Source organism: Falsiroseomonas sp. E2-1-a4 (assembly GCF_051433165.1).
In the GTDB taxonomy this organism is placed as follows: Bacteria; Pseudomonadota; Alphaproteobacteria; order Acetobacterales; family Acetobacteraceae; genus Falsiroseomonas.
The window spans coordinates 1-22,935 of the sequence record NZ_JBHMFS010000038.1 but is presented as its reverse complement, the minus strand read 5'-3'; the positions used below and the strand labels follow the sequence as shown (position 1 = coordinate 22,935).

The window sequence follows — 22,935 nt, the reverse complement described above, 5'->3', positions numbered from 1 at the left end:
GCTCTTGATCTGCATCAATGCCTGGCAGCGGCCATCGATCATACGTTCCCATGGAGACGGACCGCATGACTCGAAACAACGCTCAGGCGCACCAGGGCCATCACCATCACTCGCATGCCCATGCTGCACAGGGTTCGGCAGGCGGGGGCGGGCACCACGGCCACGCCACCTCCGCGGCACCGGGCGCGTCGCATGGGCAAGAGGGCCACGACCACGGTGCGATGGTCGAGGACTTCAAGCGCCGATTCTGGATCTGCCTTCCCCTGACAATCGGCGTCGTGCTGCTCTCCCAGCACGTCCAGATGCTGGTCGGGCTGCCGGGCCTGATCGACTTCCCCGGTGCGCGGCTCGTCGAGGCACTGCTCGCGAGCGTCGTCTTCTTCTACGGCGGCTGGCCGTTCCTCGCAGGCCTGCTCGGCGAGCTGCGGCGCGGCAAGCCGGCCATGATGACGCTCGTCAGCCTCGCCATCGTCTCCGCCTATATCTACTCGCTCGCCGTCCTGCTCGGTCTTCAGGGCGAGGTGTTCTTCTGGGAGACGGCGACCCTCATCCTGATCATGCTGCTCGGCCACTGGATCGAGGCGAAATCCGTGCTCGGCGCCTCGGGCGCGCTGCAGGCGCTGGTGCGCCTGATGCCGTCCACGGCGACGCGCCTCGGCCCCGGCGGGGCGACGGAGGAAGTGCCATTGTCGGAGCTCCGCGCCGGTGATGTCGTGCTCGTTCGGCCCGGCACCAAGGTCCCGGTGGACGGCACCGTGACGGAGGGCCGCTCCTCCGTGGACGAATCCATGCTGACAGGCGAATCCAAGCCTGTCGAGAAGTTGCCGGGCGTTCGCGTCGTTGGGGGATCGGTAAACGGCGAGGGCGCGCTCACCGTCACCATCGACCGCACCGGCGGCGAGACCTACCTCTCGCAGGTCATTACCCTCGTCGAGCGCGCCCAGGCCAGCCGCTCGCGCACGCAGGACTTGGCGAACCGGGCGGCGGGAGTGCTTACCTGGGTCGCGATCATCGTCGGTGGTGGCACCTTCGTCGTCTGGCTCGTCCTCGGCGCCACGCTCGCTTTCGCGCTGGAGCGGATGGTGACCGTGATGGTCATCTCCTGTCCGCATGCGCTCGGCCTCGCCGTGCCGCTCGTCGTCGCGGTGAGCACGGAGCTTACGGCGCGCAACGGCCTACTGGTGCGTGACCGTGCGGCCTTCGAGCGCGCGCGCGGCCTCCAAGCCGTGGTCTTCGACAAGACCGGCACCCTGACCGAAGGGGCCTTTTCGGTCGCCTCCGTCGTCCCGCTGGGCTCCGGGCTCAGCGAGGCGGAGGTGCTGCGCCTGGCGGCCGGGCTTGAGGCCCAGTCCGAGCATCCAATCGCCAGGGGCGTTCTCCGCGGCGCGGCCGAGCGAGGCATCGCGCCGCCGCCCGCGGCCGACTTCCGCAACCTGCCCGGCGAGGGGGCGCGGGCCACCGTTGAGGGCTGGGAGGTGGAGGTGGTCAGCCCCGGCACGCTGCGCCGCCGGGGGATCGAGGTAAACGACGCACGCGTCACGGCCGAGCAGGCTTCCGGCCGGACGGTGGTCTTTGTGTTGCTGGGTGGGACCCTGGCCGGCGCCGTCGCGCTGGCCGATGTCATCCGACCGGAGAGCCGCGAGGCAATCCGGCAGCTCCAGGCGCTTGGGCTGCGCTGCCTTATGCTGACCGGCGATGCTCGCCCGGTGGCCGAGCAGGTCGGCCGCGAGCTCGGGCTCGACGAGGTCCGGGCCGAGGTCCTGCCGCACCAGAAGTCCGAGGCGGTCCAGGCGATCCAGGCCACCGGCCTGTCGGTCGCGATGGTCGGCGACGGCGTCAACGACGCGCCGGCGCTGGCGCAGTCGGACCTCGGCATCGCGATCGGCGCGGGTACGGACGTCGCGGCCGAAGCCGCCGACATCGTGCTCGTCAGGAACGACCCGCGCGACGTCGTCGCGATCCTGGCGCTCGCGCGCGCCACCTACAACCGCATGGCGCAGAACCTCGCCTGGGCAACCGGCTACAACGTGATCGCCATTCCACTCGCAGCTGGCGCGGCCATGCCCTGGGGTGTCCTGCTGTCGCCTGCGGTCGGCGCAGCGCTGATGTCGCTCTCCACAGTGGTGGTCGCGGTGAATGCACGCCTGCTCGGTCGGCAGGGCACCAGGCAGCTCGCGGCACTGCGTCGCGAGGTCGCGCGCACTTAGCACTTCAGGGAGCACCGAGGCATGTCAGGACACGCTCACCATACCGCGCCGAACGAACCCGATGACGGCGAGCGCTTCTGGCGCAGCCGGGCTGGCATCGCCTTCACGGTGCTCGCGGCCGTGGCGGCGCTCTACCTGCTGTTCGAACACTGGCTGCACGTGCTCGGCGTGTTGCCGTGGCTGCTCCTGCTGCTCTGCCCACTGATGCATCTCTTCATGCACGGCGGCCATGGCGGGCACGGTGGCGGCAAGGGAGGTGCGGGCGGTGCTTGAGAGCAACGGCTACGGGCTCTGGCTTTTCGCGGCGGCCAACGCGGCCCTGTTCATTGCCTTCGCCTTCAGCTTCGCGCGCCCGCTGACCGGCCGCGACTGGCGAAGCTTCGGCGCCTTCTCGGCCTTCATCGTTGCGCTCTTCGCGGAGATGTACGGCTTCCCGCTGACCATCTACCTTCTGGCCGGCTGGTTGCAGTCCCGCTGGCCAGACGTCGCCTGGTTCAGCCATGATGCCGGCCACCTGCCTGAGATGCTGCTTGGCCTCGGCATCGACCCGCATTTCGGGCCCTTCCACATGGCCAGCACCCTTCTCATCCTCGGCGGGTTCTGGCTCGTGGCTGTCGCTTGGCCGGTGCTCTGGCGTGCCGTCCAAAATGGGCAACTCGCGACGACGGGGATCTACGCCCGGCTGCGGCACCCGCAGTACGTGGGCTTCATTCTGATCCTAACCGGCTTCCTGTTGCAGGGCCGACGCTCGTCACGCTCGCGATGTATCCGGTGCTGGTCCTGATGTATGTTCGGCTCGCGCGGCGCGAGGAGCACGAGGCGCTCGCCTGCTTCGGCGAGGCCTACGCCGACTACATGCGCCGCGTCCCCGGATGGCTGCCCCGCCTAGGCGGCGGAGCATCTGCCGGCGGGGCGGCCAGGGCTGGATGAGCGCTCGGCTGCAACCCGGCCGGGCCGACCCGGCGTGGCTGCCGACGCTGCGGGTCTATCTCGCCGCGCTCGTGCCGATGATGCTGGCCTGGGAGGTCGCGCAGTTGCCCCTCTACACGATCTGGCGCGACGGTACCGCCGGTGAGATCGCCTTCGCGGTGATCCACTGCACGGGCGGCGATGCGCTCATCGGCATGGGCTCGCTCGGCACCGCACTGCTGCTGGCGGGCACGCCGGACTGGCCTAAGGCGCGCTTCGGGGCGGTACTGCTTCTCGCACTGGCGATCGGCGTTGGCATCACCGTCTACCTCGAATGGCTGAACGTAGAGATCAAGCGGGCATGGGCGTACACGGCGGCGATGCCGCGCCTCCCGCCGCTCGGGACCGGTCTGACGCCGGTGCTGCAATGGGTGCTGCTGCCGCCCGTCGCGCTGCTCGTCGCGCGTCGGCTGGGCAGTGGCGGGTGACAGAAGGGAACAGCGGATGGCCACGAAGCGACACGGCGGGGCGACGACTGGTCCGGCAAGCCTGACCTTTCTCGGCGGCGCCGGCACGGTCACCGGGTCGAAATACCTCGTCGAGCTACCCGGCGCGCGGCTGCTTGTGGATTGCGGCCTGTTCCAGGGCTTCAAGCAGTTGCGGCTGCGGAATTGGGCGCCTTTCCCGGTCGAACCCGCCAGCATCGACGGCGTGGTGCTGACGCACGCCCATCTCGACCACACGGGCTACCTACCGCTGCTGGTCAAAAACGGCTTCCGTGGTCCGGTCTGGTGCACGCAGCCCACCCTCGACATCTCCGGGCTGATCCTGCCGGACAGCGGCCATCTACAGGAGAAGGATGCGGATTACGCCAACCGGCACGGCTTTTCGAAGCACCATCCGGCGCTGCCGCTTTACACACAGGAGGATGCGGAGCGCTCACTGCGGCAGTTCCGCCCCCTCGATTTCGGGCACGACCACGAGATCCTGCCCGGCGTGACGGTGCGCTTCCGCCTGGCCGGACACATCCTGGGCGCCGCGAGTGTCGAGCTCCGTCACGCTGGGCTGCGCACCGTCTTCTCGGGCGACCTCGGCCGCTTCGACAGCCCTACCATGCCCGATCCCGATACCGTGCCCGCAGCCGATCATCTGCTGGTCGAGTCCACCTACGGGAACCGCCGCCACGAGGATCGCTCGCCCGAGGACGCGATCGCCGACGTCGTCCGCCGCACCTCCGCGCGCGGCGGCACCGTGCTCGTGCCCTCCTTCGCGGTGGGCCGGGCGCAGGCGCTGATCTGGCACCTGCATCGGCTAAAGCAGTCCGGGCGCATCCCCAACATCCCGATCTTCGTGGACAGCCCCATGGCACGCGACGCGACGGAGATTTTCTGCGACTACCCCGCCCTCACTCGCCTCGCCGCGGGCGAGTTCCACGCCGCCTGCCAGGCCGTGCGCTACGTACGCGACGTGGAGGAATCGAAATCCCTCGATGCCATGCCGATGCCGAAGGTCATCATCTCGGCCAGCGGCATGGCGACGGGCGGCCGCGTGCTGCACCACCTGAAGGTCTTCGCGCCAGACCGGCGCAACACGATCCTCTTCAGCGGCTTCCAAGCCGGCGGCACGCGAGGCGCGGCGATGGTGGCGGGCGCCGCCGAGGTGAAGATCCATGGCAGCCACATCCCTGTCCGCGCCGAGGTCGCCAACCTGCCCATGCTCTCGGCGCATGCGGATGCAGAGGAGCTGCTCCGCTGGCTGCGTGGCTTCGAGCGCCCGCCAAAGGCCACCTGGATCGTGCATGGCGAGCCGGAAGCCTCCGACGCGCTGCGACTGCGGATCCAGGAGGAACTGGGCTGGACCTGCGGGGTGGCCGAGCACGGCGCGCAGGTGACGCTCGGATGACCGCGGCCAGCACGCTGAAGGTCAGGCGCACCGGCATCGACACGCAACATGAGACGGTCGCCTACATGAGCGCCGACTGCCCACTCTGCCGGTCGGAGGGGTTCGCCGGCCACGCCAGGATCGCGCTGGGCAATGCTCGTGGCAAGGTGATCCTCGCCACCCTGCACCATGTGACGAACGGCCTGGTCGCGCCGGACGAGATCGGTCTGTCGGAATCCGCCTGGGGCCGCCTGGCCGTCTCGCCGGGGGAAGCGGTGGAGGTCAGCCATCCGCCCCCACTCCGCTCCTTCGGAGCCGTCCGCGGGAAGATGTACGGACGCCGGATCGAGGACCTGGCGATGGCCGGGATCGTCGGCGACGTCGTCGCCGGCCGCTACGACGACATCGCGCTCTCCGCCTTTCTCACGGCCTGCACTGCCCAGCCCCTCGACACGCGCGAGATCGTCGCCCTGACCCGCGCCATGGTGGAGGCGGGGGATCAACTTCGCTGGGCCGCAGCGACAGTAGCCGACAAGCACAGCGTCGGCGGCCTGCCTGGCAACCGCACCACGCCTATCGTGGTCGCGATCGCCGCCGCCTGCGGGCTGACCGTGCCGAAGACCTCCTCGCGCGCCATCACATCGCCGGCCGGGACGGCGGACACGATGGAAACGCTGACCCGAGTGGATCTCGACCTCGCCGCGATGCGCCGCGTTGTCGAACGGGAGGGAGGCTGCATTGTCTGGGGCGGCGCCGTGAGGCTCAGCCCCGCCGATGACACCCTCATCCGCGTCGAACGCGCGCTCGACCTTGACAGCGAAGGCCAGCTGATCGCCTCCGTCCTGTCGAAGAAGATTGCGGCCGGCTCGACGCACGTCGTGCTCGACCTGCCCGTGGGGCCGACGGCAAAGGTGCGGTCCGCCGAGGCGGCCGCCACACTCGGCCGCACATTGGGCGAGGTAGCGGCCGCCTTCGGCCTGGCGACGCGGATCGTGGTGACGGACGGCACCCAGCCCGTGGGGCGCGGCATCGGACCGGCGCTCGAGGCGCATGACGTGCTTGCCGTGCTGCAGGGGGCGCCCGACGCGCCGGCCGACCTGAGGCAACGCTCGCTGGCGCTCGCGGCGGCGCTGCTCGAACTCGCGGGCGCAGCGCCGGCCGGGGGCGGGGCTGCGCTGGCGGAGCGCAGCCTCGCCGAGGGCGCTGCCTGGCGTAAGTTTCAGGCGATCTGCGAGGCCCAGGGCGGCCTGCGTCGCCCGCCGCGCGCCGGCTTCCGCCGCCCCGTGATGGCCACTGCCGCCAGCCGCGTCGCCAGCGTGGACAATCGCCGCCTCGCGCGCGTGGCCAAGCTTGCCGGGGCGCCCGCCGACAAAGCCGCCGGCGTCGAGCTGCACGCTCGGCCGGGCCAGGCCGTGGCCGCTGGCGAGCCGCTCTTCACTGTCCATGCGGAGAACCCAGGCGAGCTCGACTACGCGCTCGCCTATGTGCAGGCGAACCCGGACATCGTGGCACGGGAGGCTTCCCTGTGACGTCGCCGCTGCTCTTCGCGCTGGATCCGTCGGACCCGCTCCGCGCCGGGCTCGCTGCGGCAGTCGGGGCCGAGCGGGGCGAGATCGAGACGCGACGCTTCCCGGACGGGGAGACCTATCTCCGCTACGCCTCGCCTGTCGCCGGACGGCGGGTGATTCTCCTGTGCACGCTCGACCGGCCGGACCCGAAGGTCCTGCCGCTGGTCCTCGCGGCGGACGCCGCGCGCGACCTGGGCGCCGCCGAGGTCGGGCTCGTTGCGCCCTACCTCGCCTACATGCGCCAGGACCGCCGCTTCCGGGATGGCGAGGCGCTGACGTCGGCGAGCTTTGCCGCCCTCCTGTCGCGCCCACTCGACTGGCTCGTGACGGTGGACCCGCACCTCCACAGGATTGCGAACCTCTCGGAGCGCTACCGGATCCCCGCCGTGGCAACTCATGCCGCGCCGCTGCTCTCCGCCTGGATAGCGCGGGAGGTGCCGAACCCGATCATCATCGGGCCGGACGAGGAAAGCGAGCAGTGGGCCGCAGAGGTGGCGCGGGGCGCGGGCGCGCCGCATCTCGTCCTGCGGAAGGTGCGGCACGGCGACCGCGACGTGGAAGTGACCCGCCCGGATGCCGCGGCACTCAGTGGACGGACGCCGATCCTTGTGGACGATATCGTCTCGACGGCGCGAACAATGATCGAGACCGTCGGCCATCTCCGCGCAGCAGGGGCCGCGGCCCCGGTCTGCATCGCCGTCCACGGCGTCTTCGCGGAGAGGGCCCACGACGCGCTCCTCGCCGCCGGCGCAGCCCGCGTGGTCACGACGAACACCATCCCTCACGTGAGCAACGGGATCGACGTGACGGCCCTGCTCGGGACAACCGTTGCCGACCTCCTGTCGCAGAAGCGGTGGCAGCATTGATTTGTCGCAATCGAGGAACGCGGACGACGTGACACGGACCCAACATCACCGAGACTGGTCGAGGACCACAAGATGATTTCGATGCACCGCCGATCTGTCCTGATGCTGGGTGGCGCGATGCTTGCGGGCGTCGGAACTGGCAGCCGGCTGGCCGTGGCAGAGACCGATGCGCCCATCATTCGAGCCACGACCCGCGTGCTGGACATCGACGGTCGTCCGGCGCACGTCCTTGGTCTGCTGCGGCCGGACGGCGTAGCCGGCATGACCCTCGAGCCGGGCGTGCCCTTCCGTGCCGTGCTCGCGAACGAGCTCGATGAGCCAACCATCATCCACTGGCACGGGCAGACCCCACCGATCGAGCAGGACGGGGTGGGCGACATGCCAGCACCCATGCTGCGGCCCGGCGACACGCGCCGCTTCGACTTCGCCGCCCATCCCGGCACGCATTGGATGCACGCGCATATTCCCGACCAGGAGATGCGGCTGCTCGCCGCGCCCCTCATCGTCCGCAGCGCAGAGAATCTGCGCGCCGATCGCCAGGAGGTCATCATTCTCCTGCACGACTTCTCCTTCACCTCGCTTGCCGAGCACTTGGTCCGGCTGAATGCGGCACCGGCGGACCCCCATGCTGGTCACGCAGGCCATGGCGCGCCCGCGACCGGGGCGCCGCAGGCCGCGGCGTTGGACCTGAACGACATCGACTTCGACGCGTACCTCGCGAACGACCGCACCCTGCACGACCCGCAGGTGGTCCGGGTGGAGCGCGGTGGGCGGGTCCTGCTGCGGATCATCAACGGCGCCTCGGCCACGGTTTTCCGCATCGACACCGGCAGCCTCGCGGCACGGCTCGTCGCGGTGGACGGCCAAGCCGTGGTGCCCGCGGCGGCGGCGGGCTTCGCCCTGGCGATGGGCCAACGGACTGACCTGGTGGTCGAGATTCCCTCCGGCGGCGGAGCCTTCCCCGTGCTGGCCCTGCGGGAGGGCGCACGCGAGCGGACCGGCATCGTGCTTGCCACGGCAGGCGCCGAGATCCGCCGGATCCCACTCCTCGGTGAGGCGAACGCGGCCCCCTATGCAAGTGCCCAGGAGGCTGCGCTCCGGACGACCGAGCCGCTCGCCAGCCGGCCGGTCCAGCGCCGCTTCGATGTGGCCTTGACCGGCACCATGAAGCCCTATGCCTGGACGATGGACGGCCGCGCCTGGGGGCGCCACCGGCCGCTGCAGGCGCGGTCCGGGGAGCGGATCGAGATCGCGCTGATCAACCGCAGCGGCATGGCGCACCCGATGCACTTGCACGGTCATCGCTTCCAGGTCGTTGAGGCGTGCGGGCGCCGGATCGCCGGCGCGGTGCGCGACACGGTACAGGTTCCGGCGAACGAGCGGCTGGTCCTGGCGCTGGATGCCGGCCAGCCTGGGCGCTGGATGTTCCACTGCCATCACATGCCCCACCTCGCGACCGGCATGATGACCGAACTCGTGGTGGAAGCGTGATGTCTTGGCGGATGACCCGCCGGGATCCGACGCGTGGTTGGCCTGAAATCTCGCGCGTAACAGCTCGCGGTTGGCTGGCCTGGGCGTTGCGCCTGCGCAGGTCTGCGCGTGACGCCGGTGATAACAACGGAGGAAGGTAAAATGGTTGCACGTATCCGCTCGGTCCTCGTGCCAGGTGCACTCGGAATGGCGCTCGCGCTCGGCACTGCGTATGCCCAGGCGCCAGCGCAGGACGACCAGGACCACTCCGCGCACCACCCGCCTGGGAGCGAGGTGCAGGCCCAGGCGACGCCGCCCGCCCCGGCGCCCGTCGTGCCCCCTCAGCCGGGCAGGCCCGCGACCCCCGGCATGGGCATGGCGCCCGGCCAGGCCGGCCAGCCCGGGATGGGGATGATGCCGGGCCAGGGTGGGCAGCCGGGCATGATGGGCGGCGACATGGGTCAGATGATGCAGATGATGCAGCGCATGATGGCGATGCGTCAGGGCGGTATGTCTCCCGCCGCCATGCGCGCCTTCGACCGCATCGAGGGACAGCTAGCCTACTTCCGTACCGAGCTCCGCGTGACGGACGCCCAGATGCCGCAGTGGAACGCCTTTGCCGATGCGGTCCGCACCCAGTCGCAGACGCTGCGGCAGGCCTATATGCAGGCGATGCAGTCCGCCGGTCAGCCGACGCCGGCACCGGCCCAATTGGAGCGCCGCGCAACGCTGCTGCGGGCGCAGCTTGACGCCACGCAGGCGATCGCCCCCGCCACCTCCGCTCTCTACGGAACGCTCAGCGACGAGCAGAAGCGGCTCGCCGACGAACTGATGGCCGAACACCTGCGGGACATGCGGAGGCGCGGGCTCTGAGCCAAACCGGCGCGCGGCGAGGCGTCGCGCGCCACCGTGCACACGAGGTAACAGCATGAACCACGACGCACCTCGGTCCTGGTGGCGCACACCGACCGGCATCACAGTGATCGGCTTTGCGCTGGTCCTCGCATTCTACATTCTGCGCGAACACTACGCGCACGCTTTTGGGCTTCTGCCCTACCTGATCATACTCGCCTGCCCGCTGATGCATCTTTTCATGCACCGCGGTCATGGCGGACACAGCCACGGCACTCACAAAGGCCAGCACGACGACGGCGGATCGGGCACCCAGCGCTGACCTAACAGCGAGGTCGCCTGTCGACCTGAACTGGCCTGACGTAGGGAGATTCAGAATGGCCCGGACAATGAAGGCGACTGTTTTTGTGGAGAACGGCCGCATCGAGCTGCGGGAAAAGCCGATCCCCGAGGTCGGGCCGCTGGATGCGCTACTGCGCGTGACCACCACGACGATTTGCGGCACCGACGTCCATATCCTCAAGGGCGAGTACCCCGTCGCGGCGGGTCTCACCATCGGCCATGAACCCGTGGGCGTGATCGAACGCCTGGGTTCCGCGGTGAGGGGCTACCGGGAAGGCCAGCGCGCCATCGCCGGCGCCATCACGCCTTCGGGCACCTCCAACGCCTGCCTCTGCGGCTTCTGCAGCCAGGACGGCGCCGGCACCGCGCATGGTTGGAAGCCCATGGGCGGCTGGCGCTTCGGCAACACCATCGATGGCTGCCAGGCGGAATACGTGCTGGTGCCGGACGCCATGGCCAACCTGGCCGCAGTGCCGGACGGACTTACCGACGAACAGGTGCTGATGTGCCCGGACATCATGTCCACGGGCTTCGGCGGCGCGGAGAGTGGGCATGTCCGGATCGGTGACAGCGTCGCGGTCTTTGCCCAGGGTCCGATCGGCCTCTGTGCAACGGCCGGGGCGAAGCTGATGGGCGCTACGACCATTATCGCGGTCGACAGAGTGCCGGAGCGGTTGGAAATGGCGAAGCGGCTGGGCGCCGATCACGTGGTGGACTTCTCGAAGGAGGACCCGGTCCAGGCAATCCGCGAACTCACGGGCGGCCGCGGGGTCGATGTCTCGATCGAGGCGCTCGGTCTGCAATCCACCTTCGAGGCAAGCCTGCGCGTGTTGCGGCCCGGCGGCACGTTGTCCTCCCTTGGCGTCTACTCGACCGACCTGCGCATCCCGCTCGACGCCTTCGCCGCAGGGCTCGGCGACCACCGGATCGTCACCACCCTCTGCCCGGGCGGCAAGGAGCGGATGCGCCGCCTAATGGAGGTCATCGCGGGCGGTCGGGTAGACCTGAAGCCCTTGGTCACCCACCGCTTCCGGCTCGACGACATCGTCGAGGCCTACGACCTGTTCAGCCAGCAGCGCGATGGCGTGATGAAAGTGGCGATCACGCCGTAATTCAATGAGCTCGCAGTCTGTCGCGGGCGGCGCAGAGGGAGCACTCTAACTTGAGGCGTTCGGGCTAGTTCGGTCTGCGTACCCGAAGCGCCGAACAGGGCGTAATGCCTCAAGAGATGTCGCTGCCTGACTTGCGCTTGCCCAGAGAAGGTTGGATTCCGGTTCCCACCGCTGCTCCAATTTTTCCCAGCCAATTCAAGAATTTAAAGCCTACCCGACGGGGCCGCCTACCTGGAACATTTGTTCCTGGGGGCCGGATAGGGTGCCGTTTTTCAGTGGCTGTGGGCGGCTTTGGGCGAACTTCGGCGAACGTGGCTGCCAGCTCGGGTTGTACTCCCGTCTGCCGCGGGCACGCCCCCTCGAATGCCTTGGCGCGAGGGTGCGCTCGAGTTTCGACGATGATCCCAGCCGGCCGCTTCTGCCTGAATGGAGGTTGTGCTCGGCGCGGGCCGGCGACAGGCGCTACCCGGGCCGCCGACCTCCTGGCCCCTTACTCAAAGCAGGATGAAATCGCTTGCGCTCAGCGCTGGCGCCCCCGTCAGCACGGCCAGGCGCACTGCCCCGGCACCGCCCGCACCATCTTCGTCCCAAAGCAGTGCTGCCTGGTTTGTCTGGTAGATGAACTGCCCGACGCCCACTCCGGAGGTCGGCAGCGGCGAGGCATGGGCGACGAAGCGCGATGGATCCAGGTTACCGGCCACCAACCCACCACCAAAGCCCGCCGCGGAGATAGCGATGAAGTCCACCCCAGGGGTGAAATCAACTATGCGATCCGGTAGGCTGGTGGCGTCGTCATATTGGAAATAATCACGTCCGGCGTTACCGGTGAGCAGATCACGCCCGGCGCCACCGATTAGCGTATCGTCCCCCGCGCCGCCCAACAGGTTGTCATTGTTGTCGAGGCCCATCAGAAGGTTATCGCCGCTGTTGCCGGCGATACGATTGATCAGCTCGTTGCCCATGCCGACGAGGTTCGCACTTCCGGTGAAATTTAACTTTTCAATCTGCGTACCCAGCGTCCAGGACAGGCCGGTGATGATCAGATCAATGCCCTGGTTTGCCAGTTCTACCACCACATCGCCAAAGCTGTCGACGACATAACGATCATTACCGAGACCACCTTCCATCCAATCGTTGCCAACGCCACCACTCAGGATGTCGACCCCACCACCCCCACGCAGCGTGTCGTCACCAGCACCGCCCGACAGTCGGTTACTGCCTGTATTGCCAATGATAAGATTGTTCAGCGCATTTCCGGCACCGTCGAAATTTCCGCTTCCCGTCAGGGCCAGGTTCTCGACATTGGCAGCGAGGTTGGCGCTAAATCCGGCATTGACCAGATCAATCCCGCCATTACTGACCTCGACGACGATGTCCGCACCGTCGATGACATAAACATCGTTGCCAATGCCACCCACCAAGCTGTCCGCGCCAATTCCACCGTCTAGGATGTCGTCCCCGGCCAATCCAACAAGGGTGTCTGCACCCGAGCCACCCCGCATGGCGTTGCTCATTTGATTGCCGAAACCGCGGAGTCCTTGGGTACCAAGCAGCAGCAGGTCCTCGATTTCGGCACCGAGCACCAGATCGCGCGTGCTCTCGATCCGGTCAACTCCCTCGTCATCGTTCTCTACAGCAATATCATTTAGATTATCAAACCGGTAAACGTCATTTCCAGGCCCGCCAATCATAAGGTCGACACCACCACCGCCGTCGAGAGTATCGTTGCCGTCGAGACCCCTGAGTGTATCGCCTTCGTCCGTGCCCGCTAGGCGATCCGCCAGATGCGTCCCGACAGGGGCGTAGGCGAGGAAGGGCTGGTGGTCGATGTACGTGGCGCGGTCCAAGCTGTCGGTACGGTCGAGGATCATCGACGCGATGACGCTGGGATCCAGCGTACCGAAATAGTTGTTCTCGGCAACGATCCCCGTGTTCGTGTAGCCCATTGGCAGTTCGAGCGCGACGCGGCCCACATCGAGGAACGCGTTGCCCTCGACGACCGTCACCGATCCCCCATACGCCGCCCAGTTCTTGACGGCGAAAGTTCCTTCCCAGTTATCGAAGCTGTTATTCCTGATTGTCACAGCCCGGCCGGCGGTGTTGCCGATACTAAACCCGCCAGAGCCGCTAAAGCTGTTACCGTCTATCAGGACGGGCGCCTCTGGATACCAGACATACACCGATGTCAAGCCGCTAGCAGCGGCATTCACGCCCTCCATGATGCTGTTGGTTAGAGAGAAGGTTGCAGCATTCGCGCCCCCAGTTGCGGGGAAGAAAGCCCCACCAGTCATGTGGGCATGATCGACACCCACCCATCCGGCATAGCCTCGGGTGCCAATGCTGACGTCGTTAAGGATGACCTTAATGGTCGGCGTGCCGTGAATGTCGAGTTTTCCAAAGACGTGAAAACTGCCACCGTTTACCGTAGCCCCGGCCTCAATCCGCAACGTGACACCTGGCGCGATCTCGACAGCCTCACCATCAAGATCCTGGAACGCGCCGGCTGCCCAAACTGTGTTCTGGGAGATAATCATGTTAATTCGGACGCCCCTCAATAACTCTATGTTCTTCGACACTGCCAATGTCGCTACAGAAAATTGCGTCTCGGCCCCGCTCGGCGCCGCCACCCGCAGGCCCAACTGGTGGCAATGGTGGAACTGGTCGTTCTTGTTCCGCCGGCGCCGGATGGGAACATTGAAGCTGTGCGGTAATCCCTCGCCGCGGAGACGGTAGACTGGGAAGGGCTGGTTGCCGCGGCCGGCATTTGTACCGGTTGACGCATCGCGATCAAGCCGAGGTAAGACGTTGCGCCGGCAATTCCGTCTGGCCCGAAACAACTATGTCAAGAGCGCAGCACGGGCTGGAGGCCGCTGTGGCGAGGCTGATCACGTCGAGCAACGTGCCAGCAGGCCCGGCCTGGGCCGACCCAAAGCGGCGGAACAGGCTGGCGGGGGAGTTGACGCAGGGCAAACGCTTCGGCCCAGAAGGCGCGCGCCTGCCAGTCGTCCAGCGAAGGCTGCCATTCCTTGGGTGGAGGCCTAGCCAGCAGGAGATTGGCCGGTTTCAGGGCCTGCTGCGCGAAGCGCCTGGGCGGGTAGCCGGGCAGTTTCTACGCCGCCCGTTGCAGTTGCTGGCCAGGCGGCGGCTCCGGCTCCCGGGCGATCATGCGTGCGAACGCTACCACTGCTTGTCGCCGGTTGTTGGACAGCAACGCCCACAGCCCAATTAACTCCGCTATCTCTGCCGGCGACGGCTGGCCGGCCACTACCCGCCTTCCTTGATCCTTAACCATCCGCGTCCTCTCCAAGGAAGGCCCCCGCATCATCTTATAGCGGAACGTTCCCTGACACGACGGTTAACTTCCGGCTGGGTTGGTGAGATGTGTACCGGCGTTTGGTTGAAGACGCAGAGGGTGAAAGACACGCTGCCACCAAAACTCGAGCCAGCACTGTCGGAACCTGGCGAGGCCAAGGCGGGTGGCGCCTGTCCTTGCGGCGGGGCTGGCTTGCCCGGTCAACCGGGGCTGGCCGCGTTTAGCCAGGTGCAGGGGTGGGTGTTGCTCGAAGGGGTGGAGTGAGTTTGCCATCGAAGCATTTCCAGAATGACCATCACATTCCTTGAAGTTCGAACGGGGTACAGGCATTTTGCGCATCAGATGGGAATGCACCCACCATATGTTGTATGGAGCGTGACATGGCTGCTAAAAAAGGCGGCAAGAGCGAGGTGACCTCGGCTAAGGCCGCGAGCGCGGCATCCAAGGTGCTGCGGGACCCAAAATCTTCTCCCGCCGCCAAAACAGCGGCGGCCTCCGCACTAACCCAGAAGCCCGACAAGAAGTAGCCGCACGAAGGCTCTGAACCGTCGCCAGCACGGCGCGGCATTGAGCCTGGATGCCACTACCGAGCCGGCCCCGTGCCGCAGCGGTGTCGCAGCCGTCGGCCGCGGCCATCGCGACGGGAATCCCGTCTGGCCGCGGCGCGTCGGCGAGGAAGACCGTGACCGGTGTCGAAGTGCGTCGGCGAGGAAGACCGTGATGGTGTCGAAATGCGCGAAGGACCAGGGATCGTCCTTGTGCCCCAGCGGCAGGTACAGCGGGGTGCCGGCGGCGCGACCTTTACGTAGGACGGGATGGACCGCTGCCCCGCCCCCGAGGGCGGCGCGCATCGGCCTGCCGAGGCGCGGATGGATACAGGCGCCGCCATGCTCCATCTCCCCGGCCACGCCGACCACCGCCCCCTTTGCCGTAGGTCACCGCGGGGCCGGCCAGCATCCGCACCAAGTCGGGGCGTCAGCCTATCGGCCAACGTGGCGCCGATGTTCCACAGCGGCGTCAGGTCTTCGGCGAAGCGGCCGGCAATCGGGTTCTGGATCAAGACCAAGCCGACGGCGTGGATCACCGGCCGCTCGGCCTCCGTCCCGGCTTCGGAGCGCACCTCCTCGCGGATGGTCTGCAACTTGCGAACGTTAGCATCGACCCTCCATCATCAAGAATGGCACATGTTGACGCCGATATTCTATCTGTGATTGATGTGGACGCCGCGCGACGCTGGGATATAGACGGCCATGGACGAACCGACAGTCGACCGGCGCCGAGCCAGTGAAATGGATATGGTGGTCGCGGATAATATCCGGCGTCGCCGCGTGTCGCTAGGACTATCCCTTAAAGATGCGGCGAACCTACTTGGGATCGCCTATCAGCAGCTCCAGAAAATTGAAGTCGGCAAGAACCGGATAAATGCCGCTCGCCTGCGTCAGCTTTCAGTTTTCTTTGGTTGCTCCATCGATGACTTCTACGTGGATCGCCACCATGAGCCCGCCGGAGATCCGACAAGTAGGCGCCACCTCAACCTGCTTAGGCAATTCGAGGCAACGCCAGATGATCAAGACCGGGCTGTCCTCGCCGCCGTATGTAAGTTGCTTGCGGAAGCCTCTGTCGCGAGAAAGAAAGCCCTCGAAATGACGGCCCAGCCCGATTCTTTTATAAATGATAAAGTTTCATCTAAAGCAGAAGGCGCACAATGAAGCAACGGAAGACTGCGAGCCTTCCGAAATAGTCCAAATAACGCGACATACGGACTGAGCAGGGTTGGGGGGAGCGAAGCACCGCTAAATTTCCGAAGTTTTGGTAACACAGATCGCGACTAAATTCAGGACATGCCGATGTCTAAGAAATCTCTGCTGCTGCTTGGCTTTCCACGCAGCTTTACAAGCGAAGCCTACCGAATAGCCGCATCCGCGCTCACCCTGGATCGCACACAGGCACGAGCAGGCGAGGCATTAAATTCACAAATGTGGCCGGAGCTATGCCCCGATTCCATAAAGAATATCCATTTTTACGACAACACTGACGCGAACTATCCCGCCTTCGCAGAAATACTAGACCGGTTTTCCCGAGAGCCGGGCTTCATTCTGAAGGACGTCGTTCAACCGTTTCACGCCCTTCGATATGTCAAGGAAAATCCCGACAAATTCACTGCCTTCTATGTGAAGCGATCTGTGCCAGACGTGGTGTCCAGGATAAAGAAACAGGGCTGGCGATATGTTCACTCCATTAACTATTTAGAGGAACGATACTCCAGACTTCCGATATTGGACGCAGCACGAATGATGTACGACCATGAATATATCTTCCGCAAGCTTCGCTCCTTTGGATACGACGCCCAAGGATTCAATTACATCGACCAAAACTTTATTAAGACCCGCGAGGCCGTTCTAGATGACATAGAACTAATTCACGATATTCCGAGCCCGCCCGCCGTCAGCGAGTGGCCATCGCTTCATCCCTCGACAATTTATCAGTTTTCTCGTGCGGCTCAGACCGATACAGCTCGCTCCATGTTGAATTTCGGCTGGTCACTTCCGGAGCAGGACGGCACCTGGACCGACGGGCGCCACGCTCGCCTATTGTTCAGCGTATCGGCTTTACCGAAGGGAGGTACGTTGGAGCTGGAACTTTCGTCATATAAAGGCAGCAAGGCAGATGGGATTATTCGCCTTTCCAATGCCGTCACCGGCGAGGCGAGATCGATTTCCTATGTTGTTCGCGGCAAGACCACAGTGTCTCTCGAATTGGCGGCGAATAGCACTCCAACATCCATCAAGGTGGAAATTTTTCCTGATTCCACGATTGTTGCTGGCCGAACTGACGCTGTCCGCTCCTTGGCCGCGCGAGGCGTTCTACTCTCAGCATTGAAAATCATCGATTTGTCCGTCGTGGCAGGGTGATGTTTTGTGTCTCTTATGCCGCCACTATCGATAACCGTTGAAACGAAGGACCCCGGGCAGCGCTCCGGATCGTCTTCAGGGTATCCGGCCTTCCCTGTCAGTGCCGCAGCTCATCCACGCCCAACTCACGCCACAGCCAGCCGAAGTCGTAGGCTCCCATCGGATCACTGGCGTCCTGCCGCGCCCCGCCATTCTCCAGCAGCTTCAACCAGGCCACCACCTTGTCACGGCCCTTCGCGGTCTTAACAGCGGCACGCGGAGAGCGGTTGCCGAGCGCCGGGATGGGCTCGTCGAGAACGCGGCGGTAGTGGTCGTCCAGCGTCTTGGTGATCACCTCGCGCTCGACCTCCGCCGGCAGACCAGACGGCTGTCGAGGCTGACCCCGGCCCTCGGCGAGCATCTGGTCGAGATTCGCCCGCTCCACCAGCGGCGGCCTCACCAGGTCGCCCAGCGCCTCCGCCAGCAGCTTCCGTCCGCGTTCGGCTCGCGCCTCGGAATTCGCAGTCAGGGACAGGCGCCGCGCCTTGAGCTCCAGGTTGCCCAGCACCACCGCCCCGTCATCCATGGCGGTGATGAACTGCTGCGCGTCCGGCTTGCGGCGTGACCGCCCGGACTTGCCCTCCTCCACCCAGTTCCAGAAGCCGGCGTTCTCCTGCCGCAGCGCCGGAACTGCCGACAGAGCCGCGCGCACGGCATCAAGGCGGACACCGCCGGCCAGCGGGAAATGCACCGTGACAAACTCAAGGGGCTCGCCGGCACTGTTGACCACCTCCGGGCGTGATAGGCGAAGGGCCGCCTTCAGCGCGGCATCCAGCCAGAAGCTGGTGAACAGGAAGCCGGCGCCGGCCAGCACCAAGTCAAGGTCGGCAACATCATCAGGAGCCGCCTCATCCACCGCGACACCGAGCTCTCGGGCCAGCTTCGCAGCCTCGCGCGGCGCCTTCGCCAGGGTGCGCCGGATCGCCTTCAGAAGTGCGTCACTGGTGTCCATGTCGAAGACCATCAGCGCGCCGCTGATGACGGACCGGTCGCCGAGCTGGATCAGCCGCGTGGCCAGCCGGTCCCATTGTCGGGCCCCGCGCGAACCGGACTTCTCCATAACGCGCACCGGATCACCGCCACGCACCAGGTCGCGCAGCATCATGCTCTCGCCCGGCACGATGCCGCTCACCTCGAACAGGCTCATCGGTGTTCGGCGGAGCGCGGCGATGTAGTTGCGGGTGGCGACGCTTTCCTTCCAGCCACGGCGACGGAGATACTCGTCAGCCAGGTTGCGGCCGTCAGGCAGGTCGAGGCCCAGCAGGTCCTCGAACACGGCGCCGAAGATGGTGGACATGGCATAGTCGCCGAGCGCGTCACCGATACCGGCAGGTGCGATGCCGGCGGCAGCGCACGCTTTGCCGATATGGCGATCCAGAAGAGTGCTGAAGGGTTTACGCCAATCCTCCCGGCGGGACCAGGCGATCAGGCCTTCAAGGTCATGCTGCGCAGACAGTGCGTTGATCCTCGTGCGGCAGGGTCCTGCGACGATGCCCTGCCCGGGCGCAGAGGCGCAAGTCGAAGCTTCCGGACTGCGTATTGCAGGATTCAGCGACGCGGGTCCCAGCAGCCGCCGCGCGACGGCATCCGCGCCGCCTGAACATCTGTGCGCCGCACGAGGCGGGTGAAGCTAATGCCGATGGCCACCACCATCGGAGCATCAACATGTATGACCACCATGCCCACTTCGAAGCACTCCACGGCATGATCTCGGAGCGCAACCCCGATCTCGCTGTCAACTTCAACATGAAGCCGGGGCTGCATTTCTACAGCCTGCAATCTGCCTTCGATCTGTTCATGACCTTCATGCAGCGGGAGGTGGACGGTCGCCGGTGGTCGAGCATGCCGGCGGGCGACCGGCCAACGGCAGTTGGCTTGGTCCAAAACCCGGTCCCCAACCCGCATATGCACGTGTCGTTCTATGCGCCGCAGCGCTACGTGGATTTCTTGACAAGCCAGGCGGCGCAGGTCTTCTGGAAAAGCTGCCATCCACGATGCGGCCAGCTGGATGCCGGCGCGGGCAGTGACGCGCGGCGGTGGATCGCGCTTCAACTTCGAAAGGCGTCGGGTGTCGATGGCCAGAATAGCTTGGTCGTCTACCTCCCGGAGGTTCTTCTGCGGGAGCCGGCGCCGAACACCGACCAGCGACCGGAGCTGGCGCCGAAACTCGTGTCATTCCGCGCTCGCGGCTCGGTGCCCGCAAGCCGCTGATCGCCAGGAAGGTCCGGCAAGCGGGTTGTGCCGATGCGCAGGCGCGATGCCGGCGGCAGATCAGGTCTTGCCGCTATGGCGGCCCAGGAGGGTGGCAAAGGGCTCGCGCCAATCCTCCCGGCGGGACCGAGCGATCAGGCCTTCAGGGTCGTGACGTGTGGACAGGTCGATGATCGGGGATGTCCCGGCCGATGTTTGAGGAAGCGGGAGCGGCGTTGCCCGCCCTGAGCCGATAGGCTCGGGGTGTCGAATCCACGAGAGGCAAGCAACGCCATGAAGAGGAATAGCACGGCTGGGAGCGGCGTGGTGTCCCCTGGGATGGGCACGGCGCTGGAGGAGATGACGGCGAGCTTCGAGCGGTTCTGCCTGGCCGAGACCGGCGCGGGCTGATGACCTGCGCGGCGTGTGCCGGCTGAGGCTGGATGCCGGCGCCCGGGTTGCGCCCCTTCCCATCCGGCTGCCGCCAGGCCGATGCCGATAGCCCGACGCGGGGGCCAAGCCAGGGGTGCCAACTACCTGACGCCGATATCCCGCGCTGACGGCCCTGTAGCGGGCCAGGGTGGCACGAGAAGCCGGCGGCGCTGGGGGTGACGCCACGACCCGGTCAGCGCCCGCCGGCGGCCCTTGCAAGCGACATCACCGGCAGGTGCCGCCGCAGCCGCCGCACACCGGATGCAACAGCACAGCGGCGGGGGAGACCGGGCAGCTGCCGGCCCGTGTTCAGCGCCGGGCGCGACGGCCGGCTTTCCTCTTCCCCGGCGCCTTGGACCGCTTAACCCGAGCCTTCGACGGCTTGACCGCGACCCTGGGCCGTTCCTCCAACGGGGTGATGAAGATGGGTTCGGCGGCGGGCATCCCCTCCCTCCCGACATAACGCTGGAGCGTCGCCTCGGCGGCGAGGTGCGGGTAGGCCCTGGGGCCTTTCGGCCATGTCTTGGCGAAGGCGGCAACTTCGGCGTGATCGTGCCGGCGGATTGTCTGAACGAGGAACGACGCCGCTTGGGTAGGCCGCAACCGCTGCTCGCGCAGCAGGCGAAGATGCCATTCACGAGCCCGCAGTGAGCACCAGTCCACCAGGGCTTCCTGAAGCGCGCGACGCACCTCCAGCGGCAGCTCGTCATACGCCTGGTAGGGGTCACCCTCCAGCTTGCTGAACGGCTTGGTGGCGGTGCTGTTGTCCATCGCCGGCTTCTACCGAAGGCCGGGGATCGGGGAAACCGGTATGGCAGATGCCTGGTGCTCGGCGTCGACGCTGAGAGCTGAACCCGCGGCGATGCGCCCCGCGCGCGGCGCCGAGTCAACACCTGGCGCTGATATCCCCCCGCAACGGGCCTGAGACGGGCGTAGGCGGCGCAAAATGCCCTCGGGGGCAACTGGGTTGCGCCGATTACGCCAGCGCCCGCCCGCCGCCTCGCAAGCCATCAGCAGCAACGCGAGCGGGACGGGCTTCAACCGAGGCGGCGGTCAGCGACGGGCACCGCGCCGCTTCGAGTAGCCATCCGCGTCCATAGAACGTCCAACGTTGCCGCCGCGCGAATGGACGTCGCCAACCACTCGGCCATAGCGGTCCCGATGGTGCGGCACCACGGTGACCGTGCCGCCTCTCGTACGACGGTCCAGTTCACGTTGCGCAGCCCGATAGCCGCTTTCGCCCCGCTCCGGCGTGTCCACGCCACGAAGGCGCACACGGCCCTGCCGGCATGCGAGGGTATCACCGTCCACCGCCCGACAACCGGTGAAGCGCTGCGGCGCCGCCTCCATCGTGCGCGGTGGTTCGCGCCATTGCGCCTGGGATGCAGCGGGCAGCGATGACGTGAGGGCAAGGGCCAGGAGAAGCTGTCGCAGCATCGGAATCATTCACATCCAGCCAGTCATCCCAGAGAACTTAGCCGCACAGCCTCGCGGGCTCCGGTCAGGTTTCGTCATGGCTTGTAGCTGAAGGGAAGCGGCCGGTGCCGTGCTCGCAGCGTGGCGCTGATCAGTATGAGCCCGGAACCGACGTGCCGTGGCTGCGGCAGGGCCGGCGCCATGGTCTCAGACCGCTGCCCGCGCCACCTGTAGCCCGCCACGCTGCCGCATCAGCAGGGCGCCAATCAGCGCCACCTGCGCCAGGCCGAACGCGATCCCGACCCACCAGGCCGCAGCGTAGAAGCCGACACCGTCATAGATCGCCCCCGCAAGCCAGGCGCCGAACGCCATGCCGGCCAGGCTGCACATCAGCAGCGCCGGCACGCGCCACGTGGCTTCAACGGCCGGGAACAACTCCCGCACCGCGAGCACATAGGCCGGCACGATGCCGCCGAAGCCAAGGCCATAGGCGGCGGCCGCGAAGAACAGCCCTGCCTCGTCCTGTGTCGCCAGGAAGCCCAACATCCCCACCGTCTGCGCCAGCCCGCCGATGAACACGGTCCACAACCCGCCGATGCGGTCGGAGAGCCAACCCCAGAACTGCCGCGCCAGGAAGGCAGAGAGCAGCAGCACCGACAGCATCGCGGCGCCCACCGAGGTGCGGATGCCAAGGTCGCCGCAGAAGGCCACGAGATGCGCCGCCGGCATGGCCATGGGCACGCAGCAGAGGAAGCTGCCAAGCGCCAGCAGCGCCAGCGCCCGGTTCGGCGGCATACCCAGCACCTGCGCCCCGGGCAGAGACCGAATAGCCCCTGGCCCGCTCAGGGGCACCGGCGGAGGCCGCAACACCAGCGCCGCCAGCGTGACGATGACGGCGGATGCCGCAACACCGTAGCCCAGCATGGTCCACTGCCAGCCGAACGCCGCGATGCTGCGCTCAAAGGCGAAGGGCCAGACGAAGCCCGCGACGTACTGTCCCGAGGAAACCAGGGCCAGCGCCGTCCCGCGCCGGCGGTCGAACCAGAGGGAGACGTAAGCCAGCATCGGCGGGAACAGCGCGCCATTGCCGAACAGCCCGACCCCGAGGCCGATGCCGACCAGCAGTGACCATGGCTCCGCGAGCGAGGCGATGACCAGTCCCCCCAGAATCGAAAGCCCGCCGAGCATGGCGACGGCACGCTGCCCGAACCGTCCGGCCAGCAGCCCGCAGACAACGCCGCCGATGCCGGTGCCGAGATAGGCCAGCGAGGTGGCCAGTGAGGGAAGCGAACGCCCGCCGCCCAGCGTCTCGGAGATCGGCACGAGGCCGACGACTACAGTCAGCGGCGCGCCCGCGGCAAACGAGAGCATGGTCAGCGCGGCGGCGGCGATGATCCAGGAGTGGCGTGACTCGATGCTACGCGTT

Annotated in this window: 20 protein-coding genes and 1 pseudogene; 14 read left to right on the top strand and 7 right to left on the bottom strand. The window is 66.6% G+C overall.

Annotated elements, in window-relative coordinates; all coding sequences use genetic code 11:
• The first annotated feature begins 221 nt into the window (after positions 1 to 221).
• The 11 genes from ACFHNC_RS23835 (at position 222) to ACFHNC_RS23785 (ending at position 11,207) form a co-directional block, all read left to right on the top strand.
• Positions 222 to 2,207 carry a heavy metal translocating P-type ATPase gene (locus tag ACFHNC_RS23835; protein WP_437171735.1) on the top strand — a complete coding sequence of 662 codons (1,986 nt, stop codon included), beginning with the start codon at positions 222 to 224 and terminating at the stop codon, positions 2,205 to 2,207.
• A 21-nt stretch (positions 2,208 to 2,228) separates the two neighbouring features.
• A complete protein-coding gene (locus ACFHNC_RS23830; RefSeq protein WP_437171734.1) occupies positions 2,229 to 2,480 on the top strand; it encodes a DUF2933 domain-containing protein in 252 nt (83 codons plus the stop codon).
• Positions 2,437 to 2,991 carry a methyltransferase family protein gene (locus ACFHNC_RS23825; RefSeq protein WP_437171733.1) on the top strand — a complete coding sequence of 185 codons (555 nt, stop codon included), beginning with the start codon at positions 2,437 to 2,439 and terminating at the stop codon, positions 2,989 to 2,991. The genes ACFHNC_RS23830 and ACFHNC_RS23825 overlap by 44 nt, the downstream gene beginning before the upstream one ends.
• Before the next feature lie 142 nt (positions 2,992 to 3,133).
• Positions 3,134 to 3,604, top strand: a complete 471-nt coding sequence (locus ACFHNC_RS23820) for a hypothetical protein (protein ID WP_437171732.1) — start codon at positions 3,134 to 3,136, stop codon at positions 3,602 to 3,604.
• A 16-nt stretch (positions 3,605 to 3,620) separates the two neighbouring features.
• Positions 3,621 to 5,018 carry an MBL fold metallo-hydrolase RNA specificity domain-containing protein gene (locus ACFHNC_RS23815; protein ID WP_437171731.1) on the top strand — a complete coding sequence of 466 codons (1,398 nt, stop codon included), beginning with the start codon at positions 3,621 to 3,623 and terminating at the stop codon, positions 5,016 to 5,018.
• Positions 5,015 to 6,526: a thymidine phosphorylase family protein gene (locus ACFHNC_RS23810; RefSeq protein ID WP_437171730.1), complete on the top strand. Its 1,512-nt coding sequence runs from the start codon at positions 5,015 to 5,017 to the stop codon at positions 6,524 to 6,526. The genes ACFHNC_RS23815 and ACFHNC_RS23810 overlap by 4 nt, the downstream gene beginning before the upstream one ends.
• Positions 6,523 to 7,431: a ribose-phosphate pyrophosphokinase gene (locus ACFHNC_RS23805; RefSeq protein WP_437171729.1), complete on the top strand. Its 909-nt coding sequence runs from the start codon at positions 6,523 to 6,525 to the stop codon at positions 7,429 to 7,431. The genes ACFHNC_RS23810 and ACFHNC_RS23805 overlap by 4 nt, the downstream gene beginning before the upstream one ends.
• Before the next feature lie 72 nt (positions 7,432 to 7,503).
• Positions 7,504 to 8,922, top strand: a complete 1,419-nt coding sequence (locus tag ACFHNC_RS23800; RefSeq protein WP_437171728.1) for a multicopper oxidase family protein — start codon at positions 7,504 to 7,506, stop codon at positions 8,920 to 8,922.
• A gap of 141 nt (positions 8,923 to 9,063) precedes the next feature.
• Positions 9,064 to 9,774 (top strand): Spy/CpxP family protein refolding chaperone, encoded by a 711-nt coding sequence (locus tag ACFHNC_RS23795; protein ID WP_437171727.1) that lies wholly within the window; start codon positions 9,064 to 9,066, stop codon positions 9,772 to 9,774.
• 55 nt (positions 9,775 to 9,829) lie between these two features.
• Positions 9,830 to 10,075, top strand: a complete 246-nt coding sequence (locus tag ACFHNC_RS23790) for a DUF2933 domain-containing protein (protein WP_437171726.1) — start codon at positions 9,830 to 9,832, stop codon at positions 10,073 to 10,075.
• 55 nt (positions 10,076 to 10,130) lie between these two features.
• Entirely contained in the window at positions 10,131 to 11,207 is a 1,077-nt protein-coding gene (locus ACFHNC_RS23785; RefSeq protein ID WP_437171725.1) for an NAD(P)-dependent alcohol dehydrogenase, read from the top strand.
• 494 nt (positions 11,208 to 11,701) lie between these two features.
• Here the strand turns inward: ACFHNC_RS23785 and ACFHNC_RS23780 are convergent, their stop codons facing one another.
• From ACFHNC_RS23780 to ACFHNC_RS23770, 3 genes and pseudogenes are all read right to left on the bottom strand, one after another.
• Entirely contained in the window at positions 11,702 to 13,741 is a 2,040-nt protein-coding gene (locus ACFHNC_RS23780) for a calcium-binding protein (protein WP_437171724.1), read from the bottom strand.
• Positions 13,742 to 15,020: 1,279 nt separating this feature from the next.
• Positions 15,021 to 15,437 carry an amino acid synthesis family protein gene (locus tag ACFHNC_RS23775; protein ID WP_437171723.1) on the bottom strand — a complete coding sequence of 139 codons (417 nt, stop codon included), beginning with the start codon at positions 15,435 to 15,437 and terminating at the stop codon, positions 15,021 to 15,023.
• 41 nt (positions 15,438 to 15,478) lie between these two features.
• Positions 15,479 to 15,661, bottom strand: a pseudogene (locus tag ACFHNC_RS23770) (amino acid synthesis family protein); the annotation flags it as partial.
• A 109-nt stretch (positions 15,662 to 15,770) separates the two neighbouring features.
• Here ACFHNC_RS23770 and ACFHNC_RS23765 point away from each other — a divergent pair.
• Together ACFHNC_RS23765 and ACFHNC_RS23760 are read left to right on the top strand one after the other, a co-directional pair.
• Positions 15,771 to 16,229, top strand: coding sequence for a helix-turn-helix domain-containing protein (locus ACFHNC_RS23765; RefSeq protein ID WP_437171722.1), 459 nt, complete (start codon positions 15,771 to 15,773; stop codon positions 16,227 to 16,229).
• A 138-nt stretch (positions 16,230 to 16,367) separates the two neighbouring features.
• The gene (locus ACFHNC_RS23760) at positions 16,368 to 17,432 is read left to right on the top strand and encodes a hypothetical protein (RefSeq protein ID WP_437171721.1); all 1,065 of its coding nucleotides are present in this window, start codon (positions 16,368 to 16,370) and stop codon (positions 17,430 to 17,432) included.
• Positions 17,433 to 17,529: 97 nt separating this feature from the next.
• Here the strand turns inward: ACFHNC_RS23760 and ACFHNC_RS23755 are convergent, their stop codons facing one another.
• Positions 17,530 to 18,768, bottom strand: coding sequence for a hypothetical protein (locus ACFHNC_RS23755; protein WP_437171720.1), 1,239 nt, complete (start codon positions 18,766 to 18,768; stop codon positions 17,530 to 17,532).
• 368 nt (positions 18,769 to 19,136) lie between these two features.
• Between ACFHNC_RS23755 and ACFHNC_RS23750 the strand changes: the two genes are divergently transcribed.
• Positions 19,137 to 19,682 carry a hypothetical protein gene (locus ACFHNC_RS23750; RefSeq protein WP_437171719.1) on the top strand — a complete coding sequence of 182 codons (546 nt, stop codon included), beginning with the start codon at positions 19,137 to 19,139 and terminating at the stop codon, positions 19,680 to 19,682.
• Between the two features lie 720 nt (positions 19,683 to 20,402).
• Here the strand turns inward: ACFHNC_RS23750 and ACFHNC_RS23745 are convergent.
• From ACFHNC_RS23745 to ACFHNC_RS23735, 3 genes are all read right to left on the bottom strand, one after another.
• Positions 20,403 to 20,864: a DUF6525 family protein gene (locus ACFHNC_RS23745; protein WP_437171718.1), complete on the bottom strand. Its 462-nt coding sequence runs from the start codon at positions 20,862 to 20,864 to the stop codon at positions 20,403 to 20,405.
• Positions 20,865 to 21,146: 282 nt separating this feature from the next.
• Positions 21,147 to 21,539, bottom strand: coding sequence for a thermonuclease family protein (locus ACFHNC_RS23740; protein WP_437171717.1), 393 nt, complete (start codon positions 21,537 to 21,539; stop codon positions 21,147 to 21,149).
• Between the two features lie 177 nt (positions 21,540 to 21,716).
• A partial coding sequence (locus ACFHNC_RS23735; RefSeq protein WP_437171716.1) for an MFS transporter occupies positions 21,717 to 22,935 on the bottom strand: 1,219 nt, incomplete at its 5' end.